Consider the following 24,959-nt stretch of genomic DNA (forward strand, 5'->3'; position numbering starts at 1 on the left):
GCACAATAATTGCTTACTAAATCTTTGAGATTTGAAAAATCCTTTAGGAGGGGAATTATATATGAAATTTAAATTTTTCAGTTGGATAAGTATTTTGCTTTTAATATTCTTTCTTACTGCTGCATCGGTTAATGCAGCTATTTATTATGTGGATCAAAATCATCCCAAAGCAAGTGATGAAAATCCTGGAACAGAGGATTTGCCTTGGAAAACAATTAACAAAGCTGCCCAAACTTTAGAAGCAGGGGATACGGTTTTAATTAAACAGGGAGAATATCATGCAGGAGGAGACCCAGCAAAGTGGGCAACTCCTGCCCTTAATCCTGTAAACTCTGGAACCCAGACAAACCCAATTATTTTTAAGGCATATCCTGGGCATTGGGTAAAAATAAGGGGAAATCCAACGCCCATTGGAGCTAATAATAGAGACTACATAGTATGGGATGGATTTATATTAGAAACTGGGGAGGAAACTCTTAAAAGTGACCATCCGGAACGTGAGGGCGGGGTTAGAATTTCTAATGCAACGGGTGTGATTATTCAAAACTGCGAAATCATAGGGCATTATATTCCTACAACCGACAATCATAGTGGGATTTCATTAGGTAATACTTATAATACAATTATCCGGAACTGCATTATTCATGGTTTTAAAGGAGACAGTAAGAACTCTGCCGGCATTAAGTATTACGATAATAAAAATGTCACAGTAGAAAACTGCGAAATCTACGATTGTACAACTGGGATTCATGATAAAAGGGATGGGGAGAATAATATCTATCGATACAATATCATCCATGATTGCTATGTTGCCTATCGTGGCAATAGCGCTGGTGGTGGCCCTGAGGATGGGCATGATAACTGTAAGTTCTACCAAAATATTATTTGTGATTGCTCCTACGGAGGAATAGAGGTAGTCTCACATGTTCGAAATTTTGAAGTATTCAATAATGTCTTTTATAATATTACTTCTGATGGAATTGCCTATGCACTTGGAGAGTCTTCAATAGAGGCATATAACAATATCTTCGTAAATGTAACGGAAAAATCGTATACCACTTCTGTTACTCAAAAAATCACCTATTCTGACTACAACGATTTTTATCAATCTGGAGGATTTGGCTCATATGCTACACTTACAGAATGGCAATCCGCTACAGGCTTTGACCTCCATTCTATCGAAGCCGACCCTCTCTTTGTCAACCCCGAAGCAGGTGATTTTCATTTAAGATCAGATTCACCTTGTATTAATGCAGGTATAGACAGGCAGGATTATGATGGGGATGAAGATACTACAGAAAGAATCAATATGGGTTGCTATATTACAGGCAATGAAATCATTGGGCCGATTTTGAATCAGGGGCCACAGGTGAGCAATGAATCACCCGCCAGAAATGCCACAGATGTGCCTAGAAATACTAATATCTCTTTTGATATCACTGATTCAGACGGAGTAAATCAATCCTCTATCTCAGTGAGTGTAAATGGAAATAATGTCACCTCAAGTTGCGCCATTACTGCCATTTCAAATGGTTTTCATGTCCTCTATGACCCACCCCAGGATTTTGATTATCGGCAAGATATAACTGTTTTAGTCACGGCCACGGATGGCCTTGGCAATACAACAAATGATTCCTGGTCATTTAAGATAAAGCAGTTATCGGATGTGATAGGGTTTGACGCCTCTCTGAATGGGAGTTCAGTAAAGCTTACCTGGGAGGTGCCAGATGACCCTGACTATGCAGGGGTTGAGATAAGATGTTTTTCAAGTCCAGACCACAATTATGAAGTATACCCTGCAAATCATACAGAAGGCACCTTTGTTTGCCGAGTGAATAAACCTGGTGAGTCTTGTATTCATAATGGTGTAATAGAAAACCATCGCTATAATTATTCTGCCTTCTCTTATGATGCCCAAAACAATTATACCGAAACAGTGCATACCCATGTCATTGTTGATGTGTCACCAGTTATTTCTGAGGTCGACTCTCAACCATCCACTAACAGTGCAGTCATTACCTGGACCACAGATGAGCCAGCTACTTCCCAGGTAGAATATGGGCTAAACACAGATTACGGCTCTTTAACTGATCTGGATAGCAATTTGGTCACCAGCCATTCGGTTACTATTACCGGTTTAGTTCCAGAAACCTTATATCATTATCGGGTTAGGTCTCAAGATGCCAATGGCAATGAGGCCATCTCAATCGATCATACCTTTACTACTCATCCTTTAGAACCAGGCACCTACACAGTAATACTTGGGGATACCCCTGATAGTGATTATCCAGGCACTTTAGAAGATACCTTTATCAATATCAATGAAGAAAATAACTCCAATTCTCAGTATCTCAATACCTACACCTGGCCAGAAAATTCTATAGCCAATGCCATTATAATGAAGTGGGATTTATCAAACATACCCAGTTCTGCAACTATCCATAATGCTACATTATATCTATACCTAAGTCGTATGGGTGGCGATGGTGGAGATGACCTTTATGACCTCTCTGTCCACAAAATCATCAATTACAATCCTGTAATTTCTGCGTGCAATGGTTACACCTATGATGGAATTAATCCCTGGACTCCTTACAGTGGACTTTACAATGACATCCCTCTTGCCCAGGCAGATATTGCAGAAGCAGAGGACACAAAATCCATAGACAAGACCTATGGCTACAAATCCTGGAGTGTTACCAATATGGTGCAGGAATGGGTATCTAATCCTGACTCTAACTATGGTATGTTGGTCAATTCAGACCCTGTAGCCTCTCAAGATAGCAATAGATACTTTAGCTCTACAGAATCTCCAAACCCTGACCAAAGGCCAAAATTAGTAATCACTTACACTATAAGTAATGCAGAACCAGACATCACTCCACCAGGTGAGGTCTCAAGCTTCAGTGTCACTCCTGGTAATGGTCAGATTACCTTAAGCTGGGTCAATCCCACAGATGATGACTTTACAGGCACCATGATTCGTTACAGAACAGATACTTATCCAACTAACTTTAGTGATGGAATCCTGGTTTGCAACAAAACTGCTTCTCCTGGCTGTAGTGACAGCTTCATTCACACTGGGTTACAAAATGGCACAACTTACTATTATTCTGCTTTCACCTATGATGAGGTGCCTAACTACTCTGAAGGTGTGCACATAAGCGCCACTCCTACAGAACCTAGCCCGCCGCCAGATACCACTAACCCCACGGTTACCATAACTCAGCCTACATCAGCAGATACCTATTCCACCCAAAATAGTTCAATAACTCTGGGTGGCACTGCCTCAGATAATGTAGGAGTAACCAGCATTACTTGGGAAAATAACCGTGGTGGCAATGGAACAGCCTCAGGAACAGACAATTGGAGCATTCCTAACATCTCATTACAAGAAGGTGAAAATGTAATTACTGTCACTGCCCATGATGAGGCTGGAAATACTGCCACTGATAGCATAACAGTAACCTATACCAACCCGCTGGCTATCACTACTGAAAGCCCACTCCCAGATGCCATGGAAGGGGAAGAATACCACATCCAACTCAAAGCCACTGGAGGCTCAGAATAGCTTTGGGGTCAAACCTACAAAATACAGTTAAGAAAATAGAAAACAGGAAACGGAAAATAGAAATTCCCATTTTCCATTTCCCAGTTCCCAGTTCCCATGTGCTAACATTCCAACGTGTTAACGTTTAAACGTGTGAACGTTCTAACGTGCAAACGTTCTAACGTCCTATTGTAAATGAGATTGAGAATAAAAACATAATAATTTATTATTTTATTAATTAAAAGGAGTTAAACATGGCTACTAAAATACTGACAATAGCGGTTTCAGAGGAAATTTGGAAGAAAATTAAACAAATCGCGGCTTTACAGGGAAAAAGTATATCAGCCTTGATGAGAGAGCAAATAGAAAAATTTTTAGGGGAAGAAAACAGATATACAGAGGTTCATGAAAGGATTGCAAAGATAGCCAAGGAGAACAGGGGTAAGTTAGAAAAGTGGGAAAGAAAAGAGCTTTACGATGTATAAAATTTCTTTTTGGGATGCATTGATAGTGGCAGCAGCTCAAAGAGCAGTGTGTAAAATCCTTTTTACAGAAGATCTTTCTCACGGGATGAAAATAGCAGGTATAGAAATAGTTAATCCATTTTTTAAATTCGCTGTTTTGTAGTCTCCTCTCTTGTTATTTTGAAATTCTTCCTTCGTGCTAACGTGTCAACGTTCAAACGTGTTAACGTGCAAACGTTTTAACGTGCAAACGTGTGAACGTTCTAACGTTCCAGAGAAATATGGAAGAGAAGTAAGAGTTGATTTGAAAGAAGCAAGAAAAAGAGCTGAAGAGTTGATAAAGTTTGGCTTTGGAATTGCAGATGCAGCTCATGTGGCATTTGCAGAAATGGTGGGAGCTGAATTTATTTCATGTGATAAAAAGCTTGTAAGAAAATGTAAAAGGTATAAAATAAGAGTTTGGTGCAGTAATCCTGTAGCTTTTTGTGTAAAGGAGGATTTAAAGTGAAAACCGAGAGATATATGGATGAAAATACATTAATTAGAAAGTCTATAAAAGTCCTAATAGATACTTTAGGTCCTGTAGAAACTGTCAGATTTTTAAATTTGCCAAGAAAAAAAAGAGTTGAAAGTGTGAAGCGTCATAGAGAGTGGCAAAAAACGCTGGATAAAAATAAATTTTTTGACGAGATTTTTGGTAAGTAAATAAGTAAATTGTTATTTTCATCCGTTGTGAATTATGGCTAGCTTTGGTAGCTTTGGGGTCAAACCTACAAAATACATTTAAGAAAATAGAAAACGGAAAACAGAAATTCCCAGTTCCCAATTCCCATTTCCCATTTCCCAATTCCCATTTCCAACATTCCAACGTGTTAACGTTTAAACGTGCAAACGTTCTAACGTGCAAACGTTCTAACGTTTTACATACATAGCATGGATTATAGAATATGGAGTAGAAGAGCTAATATAAACCACAACATTCATATTATTAGTCATTGCTGTTAGGGCTGTGGCCAGCATTTCCTTTTTTTGGCTATCACGAGCTATAAACCACTTATTTTTAAAAGCCGGAGAGTCAGCAGTGTCTGACAATTTAATATAACAATGTTTCCCCCAACCAGCACCAGCCATATTAACTGTGCAAGTATACCATTCGCCAGCATGAACGCTTACAACAAAAACCGCCACCATGCTAAATACTAATACTATTGCCAAAAATACCTTCTTTACTCTCATATCATCCTCCTCTTTTTATTATTTATTTAAAAAGCATTAAAAATCGCCATCTATTTATAAATAATCAGGTGGTGTCGGTTCTATACTTTTTATCTCAATTTCATTTTGTTGTTTTATAATTTCCTCCATCTCCCTTACAGTAAACCCTCTTTCACCTGAGTGCTCAGGTGGGGTTACCTCCATATCTTCTATATCCATATCCTTTTGCTGGCTAATAATGCTTTCTACTTTTGCTAAAGTAACGCCTCGTTCACTTGGTTTTTCAGGGGGTGTAACCTCAATTTCTGTTGGGTCTATCTGATTTTGTTGATTAATAATCTCTTCAACTTCTGCCAAAGTAAGCCCTTTTTTACCATCTTCAGGAGGGATTGCCTCTATGTTTCTTGGATCAATCTTTTCTGCCTGCTCAAGACTTTTTGCAACATCAGCCAAGCTAATGCCTATTTCACCATTCCCTGGGGGTGTGACCTCAATCCAATCTTTCTCTTCTGGGAAATCAGCTTCAAATTTGAATTTTGCCTTCTTTCTTTCATGTGAAATGGGCATTTCCTTTAAAGGTTTATCCCTTCTTAGGAAAGGACCAATGTCTCTAGATGGTTTACCTAACCTAATAGTAATAATAAATATTACTCCAAGAGAGATAAACACTATTCCCAAAATCCATGTTCTCATGCAACTCTCTCCCAATTTACCTCTTTTATCTAATCATTCCCCAAGCAACAAATACAACCAAGGCATGGGCTTAACTTCTGAAACATTACAATTGCTGCCAGGTGTGGCCATAGCTTTAGCCGCCTGTGAATAATTTCCTGCCTCATCATAAGCAAAGGCCGCATAATAATATTGATTACAATTTTGTAATCCTAAGTGCAGAATGCTAACCTCAGCACCTGGCGTTACATTAATATTATCAAGCAAGATAGCATCATCATCGTTGTAATCTATCGGGTAAGTATTATTCTTATATAAAACCAAGATGCCAACCAGGTCTTCATCCTCTGGATTTATCCAAGAGAGTTTTATTTGTCCATCGCCCGGTGTAGCAGTAAAATTGGAGGGTTTACTTGGTGGTTGAACGTCCTGTTCTTTTACAGTCAGTGTAAAATCCTTAAAGGCTTCATTGGATGCAGAGTCGGTTACTTTAACTTTAAAGGTATATGTACCTGCCTTTGTGGGAATGCCAGAGATAACACCATCGGTGCTTAAGTTCAAACCCGGAGGAAGATTGCCTGAAACAACTGAAAAGGTGTATGCTAAACTTAAAGAATGAAGGATAAAAAATGAACTTAAAAAAGATATTAAAAAACTCGCTATTTTGCAAAATGCACGCATGGTCACTCCTTCCTGATATTCTATGAATTATAAGAGCAATAAGCGTGCCAATTTGCCCTGTTTCGTGTAAACGTGCCAACGTGTTAACGTGCTAACGTTCTAACGTGGATAAAGAAGGAAAGGGAAACGGGAAACGGAAAATGGAAAACGGAAAACGGAAAACGGAAAACGGAAAATGGAAAATAGAAAACGGAAAATAGAAATTCCCATTTCCCAGTTCCCAGTTCCTAATTCCCAGTTCCTAATTCCCAGTTCCTAATTCCAATGTGCCAATTTGCAAACGTTCAGACGTTCTAACTTGCAAACTTTCTAACTTACAACTGTGTAATGCCTCAATCAAAAAGAAGACTAGAATTGACTAGAGACTAAGGACTAGGGACTAAGCACTAGGGACTAAGCACCAAGCACTAAGGACTAAGCACGTCTCATCGTTCCAACGTGCTAACGTGCAAACGTTCCAACGTGTAAACGTGCAAACGTGCAAACGTTCTAACGTAAATTGTAGGTTTGACCCCCAAATGCCCCCAAATGAATATGTAGGGTATTTCCTACACTACTACACTAACTAAAGGTTACAAGGCCATTAGTTTAAATGCGTAGGTTTTTTATACGGAGCAATAATTAATAAAAGAGTCCCAAGTATACTGAATAACGTTAAAAAGCAGGCATGTATGAATTTTCATACAGTTTAGAAAACATTACAATGTTTACACATTGGATTTTAACAGGGAGGCCGGTATCATGACTGGTATTTTTTCCTTGACAAACCAAGGTTCATTATTTTATATTGATTTTAAGAAATTTTCCTGCATTATAGGCCTTGTTAAGTTGAAGAAATTTATTTTTATAGTAAGTGTTATTTTTTTAATCAGAGGGTTATACCTTACAAGATATGTAAATGCGGGAAAGTTTATATTTGTCCCTGGCTTTTCAATCTATGAAATTTATGATGATAATATCTTCTTTTTGGAAGAAGACCGGATTGATGATTTAATTACTGTGGTTTCCCCAAGCTTTGTGAGTTCTTATGAAACTAAAAAAGCAAAGGTATCTGCAACTTATATGTCAGGTTTTGAATTTTACTCTAAATACCCTGAATTAAACACCACGATGAATCAGAATGCTTCCTTAAGATTAAATATCACACCCACAAAGAGAATAACTCTGGATGTAATAGATAATATGTCTTACTATGCTGCTGAATATGGTAGGGGATATGGCGCATGGGGGGGTGGATTAGGCTACTTTGGATATTATGGGAGGTATAGAAGGACAGAATACTTAGAGCTGCCAAGGGAAGAGAGGATACGGACCTATTTAGATATGCTCACCTATCCCACTGATTATTGGAGTAATTCTGCAGATGCCACTCTACATTATAGGGTTTCTCCTAGTATTGATACTTATGCAGGATACTTTAATAGGTTCTATAAATATCACGAGAGAGAGAGGAGGCCATTTCCCTATGCTTTAGAAAATAGTTGGGAACAGGGGGGAAGGACAGGTATAGACTACAGAACCAGTCCAAGAAATACCTTTAACCTGGAGTATGAATACCGGAGATTTTCCTATACTAGGGAGATAGACACAGAGATTCATACTGCTACTATGGGATGGAGACATGAAGTTTCACCCACTTTGTTTTGGGAAATTAGTGCTGGGCCTTTGTTTATTTCTTGGGGAGATGGAAATGGGGATGAAACAAACTGGCATGCATCTGCTGAAATTAGCAAATCCTTTAAGAGAATTGATATTGGGTTAGGATATACAAGGGATGTAAGCACTTATGGAGGGATGGGAGGGACAGGTATCTATCAAACCTGGTGGGGAGACATTACCAGCAGAATTACCCCTCATTTTACTGCAAGTTTAACAGGAAATTATAGCAGACAGAAACCAATTGCAGAAGGTGAAGGGGATTACTATCAAAAAATGCACTACTATACTGTGGGATTAGACCTTACTTATCTTTTTACCCCTCGCTTGATCGGATTTTCTTCTTATTTTTATACCCACCAGTATTTAGAAATAACAAAGGAGAATTTGGATTATCATCAGGCAATGTTGGCATTGAGTTATAGCTTCACGCGGTGGTTAAGTGGGCATTTCCAATATATTTATTCAAATTTTAGTTATCCACTTTTTTATAACGCCACTGAGGAGGATGTAAGCGTTTATGACAATAGAGTTATGTTAGGGCTTTCACTCACCTGGCCCTGGGCTAAAGTCCCTATAAGACCCCCCTCCCCTCCTCTGACCCAGGGAGTTGGGCGTTGATTTTCTTAAAATCAATGGCGGATTTTGGGCCTCTTCTTAATTGCTAAGAGCTTGCCTTTATGCTAAGCTAAAAAGAAGAGCATCCATTAACAAATCAAGTGTTTAATTATGTATAAACACTTTTATGGTCTTAAAAAAGAACCCTTTAATATCACACCTGACCCTAACTTCCTTTATCTCAGTCCTACTCATCGTGAGGCCTTAGCACAGATAATCTATGGTGTGAAAGCTAAAAAGGGATTTATTGTGATTACTGGTGAGGTAGGTGTGGGAAAGACCACTGTACTTAATGCCTCCCTAAAAAAATTAGAAGAAAACGGTAGCATTACCGCTTTTATCTTTAACCCTGAACTAAAACTAATGGACTTTTTTTATATTATCTGTAACGAGTTAGGACTTCCTAAACCAAGAACCAAGGCTGAATTTCTCATTAATTTAAACGATTTTTTGATTGATTGCCTAGCCAAGGGAAAGGGGCCTGTAGTGCTTTTTATTGATGAGGCCCAGAGGTTAAGTAGTAAACTTTTAGAGGAAATAAGGCTGCTTTTAAACTTAGAAACCGGTGCTGAAAAGTTGTTACAAATTGTGCTTTCTGGTCAACCAGAGCTTTGGGAAAAAATAAATTCAACAGAACTCAGGCAGCTAAAGCAGAGAATTAGCTTAAGGCATACTATCAAGCCACTAAATAGCAAAGAGGTAAAAATGTATGTTAAGGAAAGATTGACCAAGGCTGGCGGGAGAGATGATATATTCAATGACAAAGCAATAGACAAAATCTATAAGTATTCTGGTGGGATTCCTCGATTGATAAATATAATATGCAGTAATGCCCTGATTACAGGTTATGTTGCAGAAAAAAAGGTCATTAATGCTAAAATCATTAAAGAAACAGTGAATGACTTAGATTTAGTAAGCCATAAACCTAAAAGGAGTTGGTTCCTTTTCAAATGGTAATGGTCACCCATCTTATCGGTTCTGGCCAACCCTTTTATGGCTCACCACATGGCCAGGCTAAATATCGGTCACCATTCTTCTTATTGTTTTTTTCCTCTTTGCCGACAGGCATCCCTGCCTGGCGTTTCGGGCAGGAATGCTCCTTTGGTGGAAGAGCTGTCCAATATACCCATTTTTACTGCATTTTCTTCTTCAGATAAAACCAAAATAGCTGTTTTGCTGTCAAAGTTGAGCTTAAGCTTGAAAGGGCAACACTCTGCTTGATAGTGAATTTTTGAAATCGAACCGCTCTTGACAAGTACTATTTAACTTGATAATTTTAGATTATTGGGCGGGTAGCTCAGCGGGAGAGCGTCGGCCTTACAAGCCGAAGGTCACAGGTTCGAAACCTGTTCCGCCCACCATGCGGGGTCGTAGTTCAGATGGAGAGAACGCCGGCCTGTCACGCCGGAGGTCGTGGGTTCAAGTCCCATCGGCCCCGCCATAAAAAGACCATACTCTATCTCCCATTCCAAAGTCCGCTATTATTCTAAAAGGTGAAATACACTTGCGGGTTATAGGGTCTAACCTACAATTTATACGTTTGCACGTTAGAACGTTAGCACATGGGAACTGGGAATTGGGAATTTCTATTTTCCGTTTTCTATTTTCTTAACTGTATTTTGTAGGTTTGACCCCAATCCCGCCAATTCCGGAACCAATTCCGGAATTGACAAGTAATAAATTTTAAATATAAAAAAGAATAGTTTGGCAATGTCAAATGTTGGCATACAATCATTAAATTTAAAGGGAGGTTAAAATGCGACCTTTAAAAGCAATGTTGGTTATAGGGATTATGGTTTTTTTCACTTGGGTTAGTGTGTCAACTGTGAATGCAGGAACCTATATTGGAGATTATTGTTGGCGGGGTGAAGTTACACATAATGGGGACACTGATACTGGCATTATTCAAGTTGCCGTTACAGATATGGGAAACGGCCATTATTTTCTAAATGGAAAAGTTACTGAAGAAGGCGAGCCAACAATACAAGCTACACATGGCAATGCAGAGATAGCTGGTAATAAAGTGTATTTGACACTTAATGTTGCGCGGGCAGACCATGAGGAAATGTGTGCAGATACAATATATATAGTCCTAGATTGGCCCAGTCTTAATGGTACCTTTGAAGTTATTGGGATATGTTATGAATATGATTCGCAAGAAATAGAAAGAGAACACGTTGGCCCTGGGACGGTAACTTTTATAACGTGTCCATGATTCAAAATTTAGAATTTAAGAATTTAGGGTCAAACCTACAATTTATACGTTTGCACGTTAGAACGTTAGCACATGGGAACTGGGAAATGGGAATTGGAAATTTCTATTTTCTATTTTCCGTTTTCTATTTTCTTAACTGTATTTTGTAGGTTTGACCCCATTTCCGCTACAAAATCTTGAATATTCTCTGATTTTATGCTAGTTTCTTGTTTCTTGTATATAAAAGGTGGGAGTGTTATTTAGTGCGCCCCAAAAACTGTGAGATAAGTGAATATTCCACGTATTTTAAAATTGTTATCCTCATTTTGGGCTTTTTTCTATCTTCTTGCAGCACTACAAGATATATCACTCAAACAAAGAGAAGTGTGATTGAGCAACTTCTGCTTACTAAATCTATTGATAAAGCCGTTGCAAAAATTGATAATCTTAAAATCCAGGGTTCAAAGGTTTACATAGAGATTGTTTCTTTAGCACCTGCTGAGGAAAATTATTTAAGAAAGGCAGTCTCCCTTTGGTTCTTACAAAATAAGGCAGTGGTTGTGGAAACAAAAGATAAGGCTGATTATATAGCTTCTATACTAGTTAAATCAGTGGGCACAGATAAAATTGATACTAACTATTTAGGAATTCCATCTTTGCCTGTGCCATTTGTGGGAATTTTCACCCCTGAAGTGGAAATACTGGCTAGTAAGCACCAAAAGGGATATACAGAAATGCAAATTACTCTTTGTTATGCATCTACAGGAGAATTTATTTATAAGACCAAACCATTGATTGGCAAAACTCATTTTAGCACTTACAAGATTTTTTTGATTCCTATTAGACAAGATGATATCTTTTGAATTCTTGGGTAAGTTTACCTCTTCAAACCTCACACTCCATTTTTATACCAGCGGTAAGTGAAGACAGAACCAAAATCTGCTAATAAAATTTACAAAAATGCTTCCACTCTGTTTCGGCCCTTTTCTTTTGCTTTATATAAAGCCTTATCTGATGCCTTGATTAAGGCTTGTTTATCCTCAATTTCAGCATGAGGGATGGCTGCTACTCCAAAACTCATGGTAATAGAAATATGCCCAGTGGGAATCTTAAAGGGGTGTTCAGCAACAGCCTTTCTCAATCTTTCTGCCACCTTAATTGCCCTAGACAGTTCAGTGTGTGGCAAAATAATAGCAAACTCCTCCCCCCCATATCGAGCAGGGGTATCAATCTCCTTTCGTGTTGACCCCCTGAGCATAGAACCTATCCCTTTAAGGATAATATCACCTGCTGCATGTCCATAGGTATCGTTAATCTTTTTGAAAAAATCTATATCCATCAAGATGTTGGATAATGGAAGTTTATATCTTTTAGCCCGAGCAAACTCTTCGGCCAGTTTGTCTTGATAATATCGGTGATTGTACAAACCAGTCAGTCCATCCCTATCAGCCATTTTGCTCAGCTTTTTTGTCTTTTCTAACAATTCATCATGAAGTGTTTTTAAACGCAGTTGGGTATTGACCCGCGCAATTAGTTCCCCAGCATCAAAGGGCTTTGTAATGTAATCCACAGCCCCTAATTCTAGCCCTTTAACTTTATCTACTGCCTCTGTCTTGGAGCTGAGCATAATCACTGGAACGTCAGAAGTAGTTTGGAACTGCTTTAATCTTTGAAGGGTTTCATACCCATCCAAATTAGGCATAACTACATCAAGCAAGATTAAATCAGGCTTCACCCTTTTTACCTCTTCCAGTCCTTTTAACCCATCAGGTGACCAAATTACATGAAATCCCTTTGGGTCAAGGATCTGACGGCAAAACTGGGCTATCAACTTACTATCATCTATGATTAGAATAACGGGTTTTCGCATTTTTCTTTATTCTGAGTAATCTTTCTGTATATCGTGCTTCTACATATTTAAATTCAGTGTATTGTTGAGGCAATAATTTTTTCACGAAGACCTTACCTGTATCACTAAAAAAATACAATTTACGCCCAAAATCCCCCCCTACATCTTTACTAATGATAGGGATTTGCTCCATTTTAAGAAAATGATTTATAAATTTGATGTTAAATTGAGGAATGTTATCATGAGAAAGCCGATAATTTAATAATCGTCCGCCCCCAAAAACCTTGGCTTTTAAAAGTTGCCTCTGTCCTCCTGATTTCATAATTTCAGCTATAAGGAGCTCCATAGCATATAAACCATAACGCCCCATCTCCGTGGTTAAAATCTCGTGAGATTTAAGGGAAGCAGGGAGCATAAAGTGATTAACACCTCCCACTGCATGAACAGGGTCATATAAACAAGTACAAATACAAGAGCCCACTATGGTTGAAATAATTTCTCCTTGAGTAGAAATATAGTATTCTCCTGCTTCTATAACAATTACCGGCCTTTGATATTTTGAACTAAAGCATTTATACATTTTTTTATGTTTCTAAAGGTTTCTTTCGGTAAATACTAGGTGCAAATAATAAAAAAGGAGCATTATTAAAAGCTAACAGAGATTCCGCTTGGCCTAAAAAGAGAAAACCATCTTCAGAGAGGGTCTTATAAAAACCCTGGATTACTCTCTGCTTTACCTCTAAATCAAGATAAATAATCACATTTCGGCAAAAAATAATATCAAATTTCCTTTCAAAAATAAAAGAATCTGTAGATAAATTGAAATATTTAAATACAATTAGTTTCTTAAGGATATCTTTAACCTTGAATAAATCTTGCCCTTTAACCTTTTGAAAATATCTCTTACCATAGCTAGAAGGTAGAGAGGCTATTTCCTTTGATGTATAAATGCCTGACTTGGCCTTATTTAGGGCTTTCATATCTATATCAGTAGCTAATATTTCAATCTCCCACTGGGGATAAATGCTAAAGTAATCATTTGCTACCATAGCCAGAGAGTAAGCCTCCTCACCACTGGAACAACCTGCACTCCATATATAGAGCTTAGGTATTTTTTGCTTTGCTATTGCTTTTTTCAAAAAATAGGGGAATACCTTATTGGTTAAGTATTCAAAGTGCTCTTTTTCTCTAAAAAATTGAGTTTTCCCGGTAGTGATTAAACTTATCATGTGCATCATTTCTTTTTGGCCTGCAGGGTGCTTAGTTAGATAATTATAGTATTCCTCAAAGGAGTTAAGGCGAAGGGAAGTTAGCCGTTTTCTGAGCCGAGAGACTAAAAATGGTTTTTTATATTCAGCAAGACAAATGCCTGTTTGCTGATAAATAAAGGTTTTTAAAAGCTTAAACTCAGTATCTGTAAATTCAAGACCATAGTTCATTTTATACTATCTATTTCTTCTAATTCTTCTATACTTAAAATTTTATCTAGGTCTAATAAAATAATCAAATCGTCATTCTTTTTACCAAAGGCTTTAATAAAATCTGTTCTGACCTTAGGACTTAAAGGTGGACTAAGCTGGAGATTGGCTTGTTCTAAGTATATTACATCAATTACATCATCTACTAATACCCCCATGACCCTTCCTAAGATTTCTACTACTACAATTACACCTTTAGTATCGTCTTTTCTGGGTTCCAAATCAAATTTAGCTCTTAAGTCAAAAATAGGAAGGATTGTCCCCCGAAGATTGATTATACCTTTTACTACAGGTGAAAGCCGGGGTATACGGGTAGCTCTCTGGAATCTGGTTACCTCCTTTACTTTAAGTGCGTTCACCCCATATACCTCATTTGCCAGATAAAAAGTAAGGTAATAGCCTTCTACCTGCTCTGCTGTCTTTTCCTTATTTTCTTCCATTTTTAAAATTCCTCAAATTTATCTTCTAAATCTAAGTCAGGAGGACCACTTCCCATTTCTTCTTTTGGTTCAGCCTTTTTTACTAACTCTTCAGGCAAAGACCGGGGCTGAGTTTCTTTAGTGGACATTTCGGAGGTAATAAATCCTCGAGTCAACTCTAATAAAACTTCTGCTTCATCTGCTAGTTTTTCACTTGCCGAGGCAAGTTCTTCCACAAAGGCAGCATTTTGTTGTATTACCTTATTTATCTCCATCACCGTTTTATTTATTTGTTCAATTCCTTCTGTTTGTTGTCCACTTGCTGAAGTAATTTCAGCTATGACATCTGATACTTTGGTAATATGACCAATAATTTTTTGTAAATTCTCAGATGTAGAGTTAACAAAGCTTATTCCTTCACCCACCTTGACTGCACTTTCTTCAATTAGGGCCTGAATATCCTTGGCTGCCTCTGTACTTCTGATAGCTAAATCCTTTATTTCTGCAGCAATAACAGCAAATCCCTTCCCTTGTTCTCCTGCCCTTGCAGCTTCCACCGCGGCGTTTAAAGAAAGAAGTTTGGTCTGGAAGGTAATATCGTTGACTAAATTGACAATCTCTGTAATCCGATTACTTGTTTCCTTAATACGTTCCATAGAAGATATGGCATCCCCAGCTACTTTACCTCCTTCTTTAGCTGCATCTACGGCCCACTTTGCCAATTCATTAACTTTAGCGGTATTTTTTGCATTTTGATTTATGATAGCTGTCATTTCTTGAATAGACGCACTCACTTCCTCCACTGAGACTGCTTGTTTTTGTGTCCGCTCGGAAAGGTCTTGATTGTTGGCCGAGATCTCAGATGCCCTTTCAGCTACAGCTAAGGCTTCTTCCTTGGCTTGTTGAATAATATTAGACATATTATCTAGCATTTGGTTAACGTGTTGAGCTAGCCTATCCATCATATCTTCTTTACCTTCTATTTCTGCCCTTCTTGTTAAGTCCCCTTTAGCTATCTTACCCAAGAGCTCAACCAATTTCTCCACTCGTTTTTCCAAATAAAGCCTTTGCGCTTCTTCTCTAGCAGCCGCTTCCTTTATAGTCTTTTCAGCCTCTACCTCCATAGTAATATCTCTGATAAAATGGAACCCACCCCATATCTTACCTGTAGAATCTTTCAGAGGTGCCCCACTAGTGATTACAGGAACTTCTTTGCCATCCATTTGTCTTACTATACCCCTTTTGCCTATAATAGTCTCCCCGCTTTGAACAGCCTTTTTAAAAAAACAATCGGTTTCGCAGAAATCGCTTTTGATTATTTCATAGCATTTCTTTTTTCCTTCTACTTCTGACTTACTGTATCCTGTCAATTTCTCTAAGGCTTTATTCATATAAGTAACAGTAAAATTGGGGTCTGTAATAAAAAAAGGTTCCGAGATACTAAATTTTAGACTATTAGCATATTCAATCTGATCCTTGATCTTTTTAGTCATGATATTGAAATTCTTAATCAAAATACCAATAGAGTCTTCTCTATCGGTAGTCATAGAAACAGAGAAATCGCCTTTAGCCACCCGGGCTGTCTTTTCAGCTAGTTCTCTAGTAGGTTTAGAAATCCATTTCACGGAAAAAAAGGAACCAAGCAAAATAAGAGCCAAAATACCCATAACACCAATTAACAAATTCTGATTTCTTAAACTGTGGATGGTATTATAAATACCAGCAATAGACTGTTTTACCACCAAAGCACCTAGGACCTTTCTTGAACTGCCATGACAATGATAACATCCCTTTTCATTTAAAATGGGCAAAAGTACTGTAAGACCAGGTTGTTTACCTATCTTTTCCTCAAAGGCCATAGATGGCGCATGTCCTGTTTCAAGCATTTTTTCTAACTGTTTTATGGCCTTTTCATTAAAAATAAATTCAGAAAGCGAAAGGTTAATGGCCTTTGGCTGACTGGCATAGACAATGTTTTTATTAAAGTCGCAAATATAGGCTTCTACCCCTTCCATACTCTCTTTTATATACATTAGTTGCTTCTCTACCATTTCACTATTTCCTCTAGCCATAGGCCTCTTAATACTGGCATAAGTGAGCCTAGCGATATCTAAACCAAATTCATGTGCTTTTTCAAATAGGGTCTTCTCCTGACTATGGATGTTCATATAGATTGTTACACCCATGATCAAGGTTACTAACACGATCAAGGCTAATAGAATTTTCACCCTTAAATATTTTCTCACTAAATGGAACATAACCAACCTCCTTAATGGGCACCCCCATAAAGCATGGGTTTATATTCAAAGGCCTCTATTCTTTCTGCTACATGACAAGAAGCACAATCTTTAAGAGTAGGTTTTTTAATATCTTCAATAGATTGAGATTCTATATGTTCACTCCCAGGACCATGACAGACCTCACATCCAGGAAATTTTAGTTCAGGTGTTTTTTCCACACTGACAAAACCGCTTGGTTTCCCATAGCCAGTAGTATGACACTGAAAACACCTTTGGAATTCCTCTTTTGTTAATCCTTTTTTTAGTCTAACTATTTTTTCATAAGACCTTGCCTTCTTTGCATAGCGCATAAAGTTTTGATATTCAAATTCATGGCATTCTTTACATGCTTCAGAACCCACATACATAGGCTCGGCTGAGACTGAAAAAGGAAAGCTAAGAATAATAAAAAACATTATTATCACAAAATTTCTCATAATAACCTCCTAGCTAAAGGCTAATTCTTCAAGTCCTGCAATATCTATAACTAATGAGATAGAACCATCTCCCAAAACAGTAGCACCTGCTATGCCCTTAATGTTCCGAAAATTTTTTTCCAGACTTTTTATCACTACTCTTTGTTCTCCTAATATCTCATCAATGACCAATCCAAATTTTTTACTCCCTTTAAGGATGGCTACTAATTGCGGTTGGGAAATATCCTTCCTGAGGTTAAAGACCTTATCAAGCCTGACCAAAGGTAAAAACTCTCCTCTCACATTCACTAATTCTTCACGTTCTTCAACACTTTTTAAATGACGAGGATATGGTTTAAAAAATTCCACAATAAAATCCATAGGAATAGTAAATATCTGCCCATCAGTTTTTACCATAGTCCCATCAATGATGGCTAAGGTAAGGGGTAATTCAATAACAAAGGCTGCGCCCTTTCCTGCTTCTGAAAAGACTTTTATTCTACCACCTGCCTTAGTAATATTGTGTTTGACCACATCTAGGCCCACTCCTCTACCTGAAACCTCTGTAACTTCCTTGGCTGTTGACATATAAGGGTGAAATATTAGTTCATATATCTCTTCATCAGAAAGGGTGGTTCCATTCTTGATAAGACCTTGCTCCAGTGCTTTTTGTAAAATAGCTTCCTTGTCAAGACCTCTTCCATCATCCTTAATCTCAATATAAATTTTACCCTCTTTTTGATAGCCTTTAAGCCAAATAGTTCCTTCACTTGGTTTTCCAAGACGAGTCCTTTCCTGAGGTAACTCTATCCCATGGTCTACTGCATTTCTTACTAAGTGTTTTAGGGGATCACTAATAAATTCAATCATTTCTTTGTCAAGCTCTGTATCTGCTCCTGATACCACTACCCGAATGCGTTTTTTTTGCTCATAGGCCAGATCACGTATCAAGCGTTGAAGGCGATAAAAAGTCCCCTCTAATGGGAACATTCGCATTCTCATTACATGCTCTTCCAATTGTTGACATATTTTATGAATATCTCCTAATGCTACTTCAAGTTTTCTCCTAACAGATGACCCTATTTTACTCACCAATTCATCCATTTGGGTCAGGGCAATAGTCATTTCTTCAACAAGGTCTAAAACTTTATCCACTTTTTCAAGATTTATGCGAATAGTGGAACGACGGTGGACAACCCTTGCCTTTTTCTGATATTCTACTACCTTTTCTACTTCTGATGGAGGTACTATTCCTTTTTCAACTAAAACTTCTCCAACTTTTTTTGTCCCTTTTTCCTTTATCACAGTATGAATGTCCTTTTCAGAAACCGCTCCTTCTTCCAACAGTAATTCCCCAAGAAGCTTATCTGCATCCTTCAAGTTGATCCCGTCTTTGAATTCCTTGGTAACATCTTCAATTTGGATATCGTTTTCGTCTTTCACAAAAATAAAAATATCCTCTATTTTAGAAAGGGGTTCGCGGGTCTTAAACACTAGTTTCCAAGAAATATATAGCTTATACATATCTATTTTATCAAATTCAGGTAGCTGAGATATATCAGGTATAACCTTTATTATCTCACCCCATTCATCTAACTCTAGTAATAACATCAATGGGTCTTGCCCTTTATTAAATAAATCCTCTCTGAATTTCATAGAAATTTTAAAAAAAGAATCCATTGACCTTTTTGGTTCTAAGAAGGCCTCTTTAGTCGGTTCTTCAGGGGTCAGTCCCAGGAAACGTTTCAGTTTTGCTTGCATTTCTGAAATTTCTTCTGACTGGCATTCAGGTTTGCCTGCACTGATATTATCCTGCATTGTTTTCAGAAAGTCTACTGCTTCTAAAAGAAGGGAGATTAAGTTTTTGGTTACCGGGAGTTCCTTTTTACGAAGCCTGTCAAATACTTCCTCTAAGGCATGACTAAATTTGCTGGTATGCATAAATCCCATCATAGCCGATGCCCCTTTTAGACTATGGGCAGCCCGAAACATTTCTTGGAGGGGTTCAGAGGCTTGTGGGTTAGATTCTAAGGCAATCAATTGATTTTCTAAAATGGTTAATAATTCTTCTGCTTCGGCAAAATATGTATCTAGAAGTTCAGATTTTTCCATTTTATCTTACAAACTTTTTTATTACCCAGAGTAATTGTTGCGGTTTAAAGGGTTTAACCAACCACCCTGCTGCCCCAGCTTTCCTTCCCTCCTGTTTTTTAGCCTCATCACGCTCACTAGTCAGGATTATGATAGGTGTATAGCAAAATGCTGTTTTTTTGACTTTCTTAACGAAGGTAATACCATCCATCTTGGGCATAACAACATCCGAAATAATCAAAGATACGCGTGAACCTTCTCGCTTTAGACGATTTAGTTTTTTGAGTCCATCAAGTCCATCCTCCGCCTCAATTATATCATAGCCCGCTTTTTTCAAACAAAGACGAAGCGATGCCCTTAGTGTTGGAGAATCGTCAACAATAAGTATACGCTTAGAACCCATTTAGTTTAAATATCGGCTTAATCCAGAAATTGTTAACATTTTTTCTAATGCAGGATGAAAATGGGCGATTTTAAACTTACGCTCTTTAGGAAGTGATTTTTTAAACGAAATTAACAGCTGGAGAGCAGCAGTATCCATACTTCTTACATCCCCAAAATCAAGAATAATTGCTTCTTTAGGAAAAAGTTCAGTTAAAATTTGATGAAAATCCTCTAAATCATAAATATCAATCTCGCCAGAAAATTTATATACCCCTTCCTCTACATTGACATCAAACATTATTAATAAAAATAACATAAAATGTAAACATCGTCAATATAGCCAAAATTTACAAAATCCGCGATTGATTTTTGGAGAAGGATATTTTTAATAAGGAAATGAGAAAAAAATTAAGAAAGAACACCAGAATTATCCCCTACGAAGTACCTGCCTGCCGTCAGGCAGGAATGTTTTATGACAATTCCCTTAAATTAGGCAAAAAAACGCTCCTTTAAGACCCACTTAAGACACTCTTCTGCCTTAGAAAAAAATAATTGCACTGTTTTTTCAATATAACAAAACTACCTATGAACTATCACAGCAAAATATCCATGTCTTATGGCGAATCTCTTTAAATATAGAATAGGCGTAGTTTCTCACTTTAAGAAAAATCTTCCTGCTATGATACACAATCCTGCCTGCGATGTTATATAACTTCCAGCGAATGGTCTTTATTTGATGCTTTTTATATTCTTTAGGCAAAATATTTAGCTGAAACATCCGAAAAAGATTATAGGCTAGGACCCCTATCCTAAAAAATACAGCATTTGCCTTAAAATAAGATGAAGGCATCCTTTCCATTGAAAATCCAATCTTTAGCTCCTTTATCCGATTTTCACTATATTCTCCCCTAGCATCATACCATTTGACTACTTCCTCTGACTCAAAATCAAGGTTTGTTGCTATCACTTTATATCTTTCCTTTAAATCAATTTCTTCTTCACCAAATAGCCTTGGCTGATATGGTCTTCTTACCACAATTAGCCTAAATGCCTGATTTGTCTTTTCCATACAATGGACTGTCTTGGCAATATGTCTATTTTCGTATGGCCTCCATTCATCTTCTTTCCTGCCTGTCCCCGCCTGCCTGCTGGCAGGGGCAGACAGGTTGCCTTTAGGCATCTGCCTTTCACACTGCTTTATAAACTCATGAAGAAACTCACCAAATAAAACTAAACCTGCTCTGGGAGTCCTGCCTGCCCTGTCTACCAACAGGCAGGCGTCAGGCAGGGATAATTTCGTAAGTCCTCTCTAAAACAAATGGCAAAACAGCTTGCTTTACTTTAGATCTTTTTTGTTTTATCATTGTTCTTACCCCGTGAGTGTGTTTTCACCTTTTAGGTGAAAGGTATTTTTTCAAAATCGCTTTATTATAGCACACCTGCCTGTTCCCTGCCCGACGGCAGGCGGGGGCAGACAGGCTTGCGGGGTTTCTTGTAGGACAAACAAGGATTTTGGGGATTTTGGGATCTTGACAGAATTGTGTATTTGTGTTAAATAGCTTTCTCTTAGTTTTCTTCCTTAAACCGAAAGGAGGAAAACAATGTCTATCTTATTCAAAAAAATTTTTTTAATAGGTATCATGGTAGCTGTCATTACAAGTATGTCTTTCTCATCCATAGCCGCTGTTAATTTTTTACCTTACTACAATGTATTAACTCAAGAAGGAAATAACTTAGTTTACCAAGTAAATGATGGTACTACAACTTACACTGAGACTTTTAGTGTGCTATCAGGTACTACTAATATTAATGGTATAACTGCTACAGTACTACAGGTTTCTAGGGAAGATGATCCCTCTCAATATACTTCTTATTTTTTTAGTAATAATGAGGAGGGTTTAGATTATCTTGGAATGACAGTTCGCCAGGAGCTTGGAGAAGGAAATTTTATAGAAAAGTCTTATATTTTTGATCCGCCTATTAGGTATCTCAATTCAGAAGTTTCTATCGGTGATAGTATCAACAGTTCAGGAAGAGTAATATACACTTATACTGATTCTCAGGGCAGTAGACAGGAAGAATTGAGTTACACCAATACGGTGAACATAGAAGCTGCGGAATCTATTTATGTTCAAAGTGCAAGCTATAATACAATTAGAGTGAAGACAACTCTTACCATGTCAGATACTAGTAATACTGAAAATCAAACACAAACAAATGTTTCTAGTTATTGGTATGCTCCTTTTATTGGGATTGTCAAAAGTACAACTCAGCTTTCTGACGATCGACAAAAGATTAGAGAATTACTTACTTCTAATATATATGCTCCAGATATAGAACCTAAAATATATGTCAATGATCAAAGGTGGGCAATAGTTGCAGGCGAGAACGAACCAATTTCTGCCATAATTGGACTTAATGCCTGGAATTTTGAGGGAATTGTCGGAGACTGGTGGGTTGCGGCTGAAAGTGATGGGACTTGGTATTCTTATGTCTATCCTACTGGCTGGGAGGAAGGTATAAAGCCTGCTTATCAAGGCCCTTTCTTTAGTTTTTCAGAGTTTACTGTTTTTAATGCTAATCTACCACAAGGGCTTTATAATATTTATTTTGCAGTAGACACCAACCCTAATGGTGTCGTAGATTTTCCGATGTTATGGTATGATAGCGCTCAAGTCCATGTGGCAGGATCTTTATCTGAAGAGGTTCGCCAAGCAGCAAATATCCTTTTAAGTAAACTTACGGTAAGCCCACCTTCTGAGGTCATGGTTACTGGTCCTGTAGAGCCAGGGACCGTGATGAGAGAAATTGTAGTTTCAGATGAGACGCCAGTTGAACTAACTGTGCCTGAAACCGCAGGAACTTATTATCTATTTTTTATTGATGATGAACCTCAAGCCAGGTATGAGCACCCGGTGCGATATGCTTGGGTGGAACTAAATACCGAGCAAATGCAATATGTCTCTGCTAATGAAAGGCCATTCATTGAAAGACCTGGCAAAGAACCAGGGCCTTTTGTACTTCAAGGAGCAGAGGTTATTTCAGATGTGCATTTTATGTATATGACAGGAGAAGGTGGACAACTAGATATTGGAGAGTCTTTTGATGTAAGTGAAATGAATTTAAATAACAAGAAAGGTTTAAATAGTGTTAATAAATATTTACAATATCAAAAACAACATCAAAATGCTACTAATTCATCTAATGCTTGTAAAAAATTGGCTTTAGTCTTGGATGGTGGTGATCATTGGAAATGGAAGATGTTGGGTGGAGAAGGTATAGAGTTAAAGTGTAAAGCTTTAAATATAGCTAAAGCTTGTTATGATGATGCCGAGATGATAGCAAAATGGCTAGCAGGGAATGGATTTGAAGTAACAAGGATTAGCAATTTTGGTGGAGTAGGGGTTCCCCCAGGTGTACCGAGTATAGACACTAGTGATGATTTTTTGACTCAGCTAGAAAATTTAGCTATAAATTTTGAAAAAAATGGTTGCCGTAAAGATTGTTGTCATGAGCTTTTTATCTTCATGACTGGACACGGTTCAAGCGAGAACACAGGCTTCATTATTTGTCCCAAACTTACTTATGGTATTATAGGAAAATCTGGTGAATGGAAACCTCTCAACCCTTGCAAGCTAATACTTTACTATGATATTTTTGAAAAACTTAAACAAGTTCTCCCTTCCTGTGTAAAGGTAACGTTATTTATTGATGCATGTTATAGTGGTAAGGCTATTTTTTCTTCCTCATATTTAGAACAATTTTGTGAAGAGCACTGTGCATTAACTATAATAACTTCTACAGATAGGGAGCATAAAAGTCATGCCTTTAAGTCTGCAGCAAAAGCTTTTATTAATTTTGGTTTTGGATCTGTTGAACAAGCCAAATTAAAAAAAGATTGGGATGAAGATGGCAACGTCGGAGATATACGGGACAGATGTACGGCTATGGAAAAATCTATCAAAGGTTTTAAAAAATATGGCACTCCTCAGTTTTACCACTGCCCAGAACCTACCTGCTGGTGTAGCCTTGATGGTCCAGATAAGGAACATCCTATGCCTACACCTCCTCAAGAGCCAGAGCCTGAACCACAGCCTCCTGCTGCTCCTTCGGAATTAAAGGCGAATAGGGCTGAGTGTAAGATTATTTTGAATTGGAAAGATAATTCAGATGATGAAGAGTATTTTCTAATTGAAAGGCTGGATGAAGACAAACTAAGTGTTGGAGAATGGAAAGTGATAGGTATAGCTGACAGAAATAAAACTACTTATACTGACAATGACCCAGGTTTAGTACACAATAAGTTATATTGCTATAGAGTTAGAGCAGTAAAATGGGTTGAAGACTATCCAGGTGGAACTGGAGATTATGTACTTTCTGAAAGTGACATATCCTGCACTAGATATGAATGTCCATCTTTTTCCATTCCTACTATAAGCCTAAATAACCAAGAACAAGATCTACATCTACACTTTGAACACAGGGTATGTAGTATAACTGGCAGAGATATTGATCCATGTCCACACACTATTGGTACATTTACTATTTCAAACTCTGGTGGAGGGACCCTTTCTTGGGAAATTCAGCAAGAATTAGCTAGTGGGTTATTTACATTTATTCCTGATCAAGAGACAGCTCCGACGACAGTAACGGTTCAGTATAACTGTAATGCTGAATATACTTATTTTGAGGAAAGTTTCCCTGTGATAGGTTATAATCTTGAGACAAACGAGGATGCTACGAATAGTGGAGAGATAAATATCGTTATTCATGGCTCAATTGTTTATCAATAGATACTCAACTATAACCGTCCTTGGCGGATTTTGAGTTACACACTCAGAATTTTCTCTAGATTTTTCAGAAACTTTCTGCAAACAAGCAAAGAGAGCTAGATGAATTTAGCGTTTTAAGACAAAGAGTGTTAAATTCTTTACCAAAATGAAGTATGCTTTTATTTATAGCATATCATTGAGGTTATTTTTGTTTCATAAGA

23 protein-coding genes and 2 tRNA genes are annotated in these 24,959 nt (G+C 37.6%); 12 read left to right on the plus strand and 13 right to left on the minus strand.

What is annotated here, in order from left to right:
* Nucleotides 1-61: 61 nt before the first annotated feature.
* From HS1_RS02080 to HS1_RS02095, 5 genes are all read left to right on the plus strand, one after another.
* Nucleotides 62-3,571, plus strand: a complete 3,510-nt coding sequence (locus tag HS1_RS02080) for a DNRLRE domain-containing protein (protein ID WP_066060512.1) — start codon at nucleotides 62-64, stop codon at nucleotides 3,569-3,571.
* A 233-nt stretch (nucleotides 3,572-3,804) separates the two neighbouring features.
* Nucleotides 3,805-4,035, plus strand: coding sequence for a DUF6364 family protein (locus HS1_RS02085; protein WP_066060513.1), 231 nt, complete (start codon nucleotides 3,805-3,807; stop codon nucleotides 4,033-4,035).
* Nucleotides 4,028-4,177 carry a PIN domain-containing protein gene (locus HS1_RS12985; protein ID WP_156469350.1) on the plus strand — a complete coding sequence of 50 codons (150 nt, stop codon included), beginning with the start codon at nucleotides 4,028-4,030 and terminating at the stop codon, nucleotides 4,175-4,177. Before HS1_RS02085 ends, HS1_RS12985 begins: the two co-directional genes overlap by 8 nt.
* 141 nt (nucleotides 4,178-4,318) lie before the next feature.
* Nucleotides 4,319-4,522 carry a hypothetical protein gene (locus HS1_RS02090; RefSeq protein ID WP_066060514.1) on the plus strand — a complete coding sequence of 68 codons (204 nt, stop codon included), beginning with the start codon at nucleotides 4,319-4,321 and terminating at the stop codon, nucleotides 4,520-4,522.
* On the plus strand, nucleotides 4,519-4,719 hold the full coding sequence (locus tag HS1_RS02095; protein WP_245670014.1) for a hypothetical protein: 201 nt from the start codon (nucleotides 4,519-4,521) through the stop codon (nucleotides 4,717-4,719). Before HS1_RS02090 ends, HS1_RS02095 begins: the two co-directional genes overlap by 4 nt.
* A 207-nt stretch (nucleotides 4,720-4,926) precedes the next feature.
* On the opposite strand, the gene HS1_RS02100 is transcribed toward HS1_RS02095, so the two are convergent.
* Genes HS1_RS02100 through HS1_RS02110 form a run of 3 tightly spaced genes read right to left on the minus strand, consistent with a single transcriptional unit; the run spans nucleotide 4,927 to nucleotide 6,582 of the window.
* Nucleotides 4,927-5,250, minus strand: coding sequence for a hypothetical protein (locus HS1_RS02100; RefSeq protein ID WP_066060515.1), 324 nt, complete (start codon nucleotides 5,248-5,250; stop codon nucleotides 4,927-4,929).
* Between the two features lie 54 nt (nucleotides 5,251-5,304).
* Nucleotides 5,305-5,922 (minus strand): hypothetical protein, encoded by a 618-nt coding sequence (locus tag HS1_RS02105; RefSeq protein ID WP_066060516.1) that lies wholly within the window; start codon nucleotides 5,920-5,922, stop codon nucleotides 5,305-5,307.
* 33 nt (nucleotides 5,923-5,955) lie between these two features.
* Nucleotides 5,956-6,582, minus strand: coding sequence for a putative Ig domain-containing protein (locus tag HS1_RS02110; RefSeq protein WP_066060517.1), 627 nt, complete (start codon nucleotides 6,580-6,582; stop codon nucleotides 5,956-5,958).
* A 741-nt stretch (nucleotides 6,583-7,323) separates the two neighbouring features.
* On the opposite strand from HS1_RS02110, the gene HS1_RS02115 reads away from it, so the two are divergent.
* From HS1_RS02115 to HS1_RS02145, 6 genes are all read left to right on the plus strand, one after another.
* Complete coding sequence (locus tag HS1_RS02115; RefSeq protein WP_066060518.1) at nucleotides 7,324-8,859, plus strand: porin family protein; 1,536 nt, start codon at nucleotides 7,324-7,326, stop codon at nucleotides 8,857-8,859.
* A gap of 108 nt (nucleotides 8,860-8,967) precedes the next feature.
* Nucleotides 8,968-9,813, plus strand: a complete 846-nt coding sequence (locus HS1_RS02120; protein ID WP_066060519.1) for an ExeA family protein — start codon at nucleotides 8,968-8,970, stop codon at nucleotides 9,811-9,813.
* A 329-nt stretch (nucleotides 9,814-10,142) separates the two neighbouring features.
* Nucleotides 10,143-10,217 (plus strand) — tRNA-Val (locus HS1_RS02130).
* A gap of 3 nt (nucleotides 10,218-10,220) precedes the next feature.
* Nucleotides 10,221-10,297: transfer RNA gene (locus tag HS1_RS02135), tRNA-Asp, on the plus strand.
* 315 nt (nucleotides 10,298-10,612) lie between these two features.
* The gene (locus HS1_RS02140; RefSeq protein ID WP_066060521.1) at nucleotides 10,613-11,071 is read left to right on the plus strand and encodes a hypothetical protein; all 459 of its coding nucleotides are present in this window, start codon (nucleotides 10,613-10,615) and stop codon (nucleotides 11,069-11,071) included.
* A gap of 365 nt (nucleotides 11,072-11,436) precedes the next feature.
* The gene (locus HS1_RS02145) at nucleotides 11,437-11,913 is read left to right on the plus strand and encodes a hypothetical protein (protein ID WP_156469351.1); all 477 of its coding nucleotides are present in this window, start codon (nucleotides 11,437-11,439) and stop codon (nucleotides 11,911-11,913) included.
* Nucleotides 11,914-12,002: 89 nt separating this feature from the next.
* Here HS1_RS02145 and HS1_RS02150 read toward each other — a convergent pair whose 3' ends face one another.
* The 10 genes from HS1_RS02150 to HS1_RS02195 form a co-directional block, all read right to left on the minus strand.
* The gene (locus tag HS1_RS02150; RefSeq protein WP_066060523.1) at nucleotides 12,003-12,920 is read right to left on the minus strand and encodes a diguanylate cyclase; all 918 of its coding nucleotides are present in this window, start codon (nucleotides 12,918-12,920) and stop codon (nucleotides 12,003-12,005) included.
* Nucleotides 12,889-13,479: a chemotaxis protein CheD gene (locus HS1_RS02155; protein WP_066060524.1), complete on the minus strand. Its 591-nt coding sequence runs from the start codon at nucleotides 13,477-13,479 to the stop codon at nucleotides 12,889-12,891. Before HS1_RS02155 ends, HS1_RS02150 begins: the two co-directional genes overlap by 32 nt.
* Nucleotides 13,480-13,483: 4 nt before the next feature.
* Nucleotides 13,484-14,338: a CheR family methyltransferase gene (locus HS1_RS02160; protein WP_066060525.1), complete on the minus strand. Its 855-nt coding sequence runs from the start codon at nucleotides 14,336-14,338 to the stop codon at nucleotides 13,484-13,486.
* A complete protein-coding gene (locus HS1_RS02165) occupies nucleotides 14,335-14,817 on the minus strand; it encodes a chemotaxis protein CheW (protein ID WP_066060526.1) in 483 nt (160 codons plus the stop codon). The genes HS1_RS02160 and HS1_RS02165 overlap by 4 nt, the downstream gene beginning before the upstream one ends.
* A gap of 2 nt (nucleotides 14,818-14,819) precedes the next feature.
* The gene (locus tag HS1_RS02170; protein WP_066060527.1) at nucleotides 14,820-17,054 is read right to left on the minus strand and encodes a methyl-accepting chemotaxis protein; all 2,235 of its coding nucleotides are present in this window, start codon (nucleotides 17,052-17,054) and stop codon (nucleotides 14,820-14,822) included.
* Nucleotides 17,055-17,065: 11 nt separating this feature from the next.
* Complete coding sequence (locus tag HS1_RS02175) at nucleotides 17,066-17,512, minus strand: cytochrome c family protein (protein ID WP_066060528.1); 447 nt, start codon at nucleotides 17,510-17,512, stop codon at nucleotides 17,066-17,068.
* Nucleotides 17,513-17,521: 9 nt separating this feature from the next.
* Nucleotides 17,522-19,603, minus strand: coding sequence for a chemotaxis protein CheA (locus HS1_RS02180; RefSeq protein ID WP_066060529.1), 2,082 nt, complete (start codon nucleotides 19,601-19,603; stop codon nucleotides 17,522-17,524).
* A 1-nt stretch (nucleotide 19,604) separates the two neighbouring features.
* The gene (locus HS1_RS02185) at nucleotides 19,605-19,985 is read right to left on the minus strand and encodes a response regulator (RefSeq protein ID WP_066060530.1); all 381 of its coding nucleotides are present in this window, start codon (nucleotides 19,983-19,985) and stop codon (nucleotides 19,605-19,607) included.
* Nucleotides 19,986-20,264, minus strand: a complete 279-nt coding sequence (locus HS1_RS02190; RefSeq protein WP_216638268.1) for an STAS domain-containing protein — start codon at nucleotides 20,262-20,264, stop codon at nucleotides 19,986-19,988.
* Between the two features lie 285 nt (nucleotides 20,265-20,549).
* Nucleotides 20,550-21,236 (minus strand): transposase, encoded by a 687-nt coding sequence (locus HS1_RS02195; RefSeq protein WP_066060532.1) that lies wholly within the window; start codon nucleotides 21,234-21,236, stop codon nucleotides 20,550-20,552.
* A 331-nt stretch (nucleotides 21,237-21,567) separates the two neighbouring features.
* Between HS1_RS02195 and HS1_RS02200 the strand changes: the two genes are divergently transcribed.
* Nucleotides 21,568-24,759, plus strand: coding sequence for a hypothetical protein (locus HS1_RS02200; protein WP_066060533.1), 3,192 nt, complete (start codon nucleotides 21,568-21,570; stop codon nucleotides 24,757-24,759).
* The last annotated feature ends 200 nt before the right edge of the window (nucleotides 24,760-24,959 follow it).

Source organism: Candidatus Desulfofervidus auxilii, assembly GCF_001577525.1.
Classification (GTDB): Bacteria; Desulfobacterota; Desulfofervidia; order Desulfofervidales; family Desulfofervidaceae; genus Desulfofervidus; species Desulfofervidus auxilii.

Bases quoted from the DNA above. Each gene is read 5' to 3' on its own strand.
- HS1_RS02080 (WP_066060512.1), top strand. From the start codon at position 62: ATGAAATTTAAATTTTTCAGTTGGATAAGTATTTTGCTTTTAATATTC.
- HS1_RS02170 (WP_066060527.1), bottom strand. From the start codon at position 17,054: ATGTTCCATTTAGTGAGAAAATATTTAAGGGTGAAAATTCTATTAGCC.
- HS1_RS02165 (WP_066060526.1), bottom strand. From the start codon at position 14,817: ATGGAAGAAAATAAGGAAAAGACAGCAGAGCAGGTAGAAGGCTATTAC.
- HS1_RS02085 (WP_066060513.1), top strand. From the start codon at position 3,805: ATGGCTACTAAAATACTGACAATAGCGGTTTCAGAGGAAATTTGGAAG.
- HS1_RS02140 (WP_066060521.1), top strand. From the start codon at position 10,613: ATGCGACCTTTAAAAGCAATGTTGGTTATAGGGATTATGGTTTTTTTC.
- HS1_RS02120 (WP_066060519.1), top strand. From the start codon at position 8,968: ATGTATAAACACTTTTATGGTCTTAAAAAAGAACCCTTTAATATCACA.
- HS1_RS02150 (WP_066060523.1), bottom strand. From the start codon at position 12,920: ATGCGAAAACCCGTTATTCTAATCATAGATGATAGTAAGTTGATAGCC.
- HS1_RS12985 (WP_156469350.1), top strand. From the start codon at position 4,028: ATGTATAAAATTTCTTTTTGGGATGCATTGATAGTGGCAGCAGCTCAA.
- HS1_RS02100 (WP_066060515.1), bottom strand. From the start codon at position 5,250: ATGAGAGTAAAGAAGGTATTTTTGGCAATAGTATTAGTATTTAGCATG.
- HS1_RS02190 (WP_216638268.1), bottom strand. From the start codon at position 20,264: ATGTTTGATGTCAATGTAGAGGAAGGGGTATATAAATTTTCTGGCGAG.
- HS1_RS02105 (WP_066060516.1), bottom strand. From the start codon at position 5,922: ATGAGAACATGGATTTTGGGAATAGTGTTTATCTCTCTTGGAGTAATA.
- HS1_RS02160 (WP_066060525.1), bottom strand. From the start codon at position 14,338: ATGAACTATGGTCTTGAATTTACAGATACTGAGTTTAAGCTTTTAAAA.
- HS1_RS02110 (WP_066060517.1), bottom strand. From the start codon at position 6,582: ATGCGTGCATTTTGCAAAATAGCGAGTTTTTTAATATCTTTTTTAAGT.
- HS1_RS02200 (WP_066060533.1), top strand. From the start codon at position 21,568: ATGTCTATCTTATTCAAAAAAATTTTTTTAATAGGTATCATGGTAGCT.
- HS1_RS02180 (WP_066060529.1), bottom strand. From the start codon at position 19,603: ATGGAAAAATCTGAACTTCTAGATACATATTTTGCCGAAGCAGAAGAA.
- HS1_RS02115 (WP_066060518.1), top strand. From the start codon at position 7,324: ATGACTGGTATTTTTTCCTTGACAAACCAAGGTTCATTATTTTATATT.
- HS1_RS02185 (WP_066060530.1), bottom strand. From the start codon at position 19,985: ATGGGTTCTAAGCGTATACTTATTGTTGACGATTCTCCAACACTAAGG.
- HS1_RS02175 (WP_066060528.1), bottom strand. From the start codon at position 17,512: ATGAGAAATTTTGTGATAATAATGTTTTTTATTATTCTTAGCTTTCCT.
- HS1_RS02155 (WP_066060524.1), bottom strand. From the start codon at position 13,479: ATGTATAAATGCTTTAGTTCAAAATATCAAAGGCCGGTAATTGTTATA.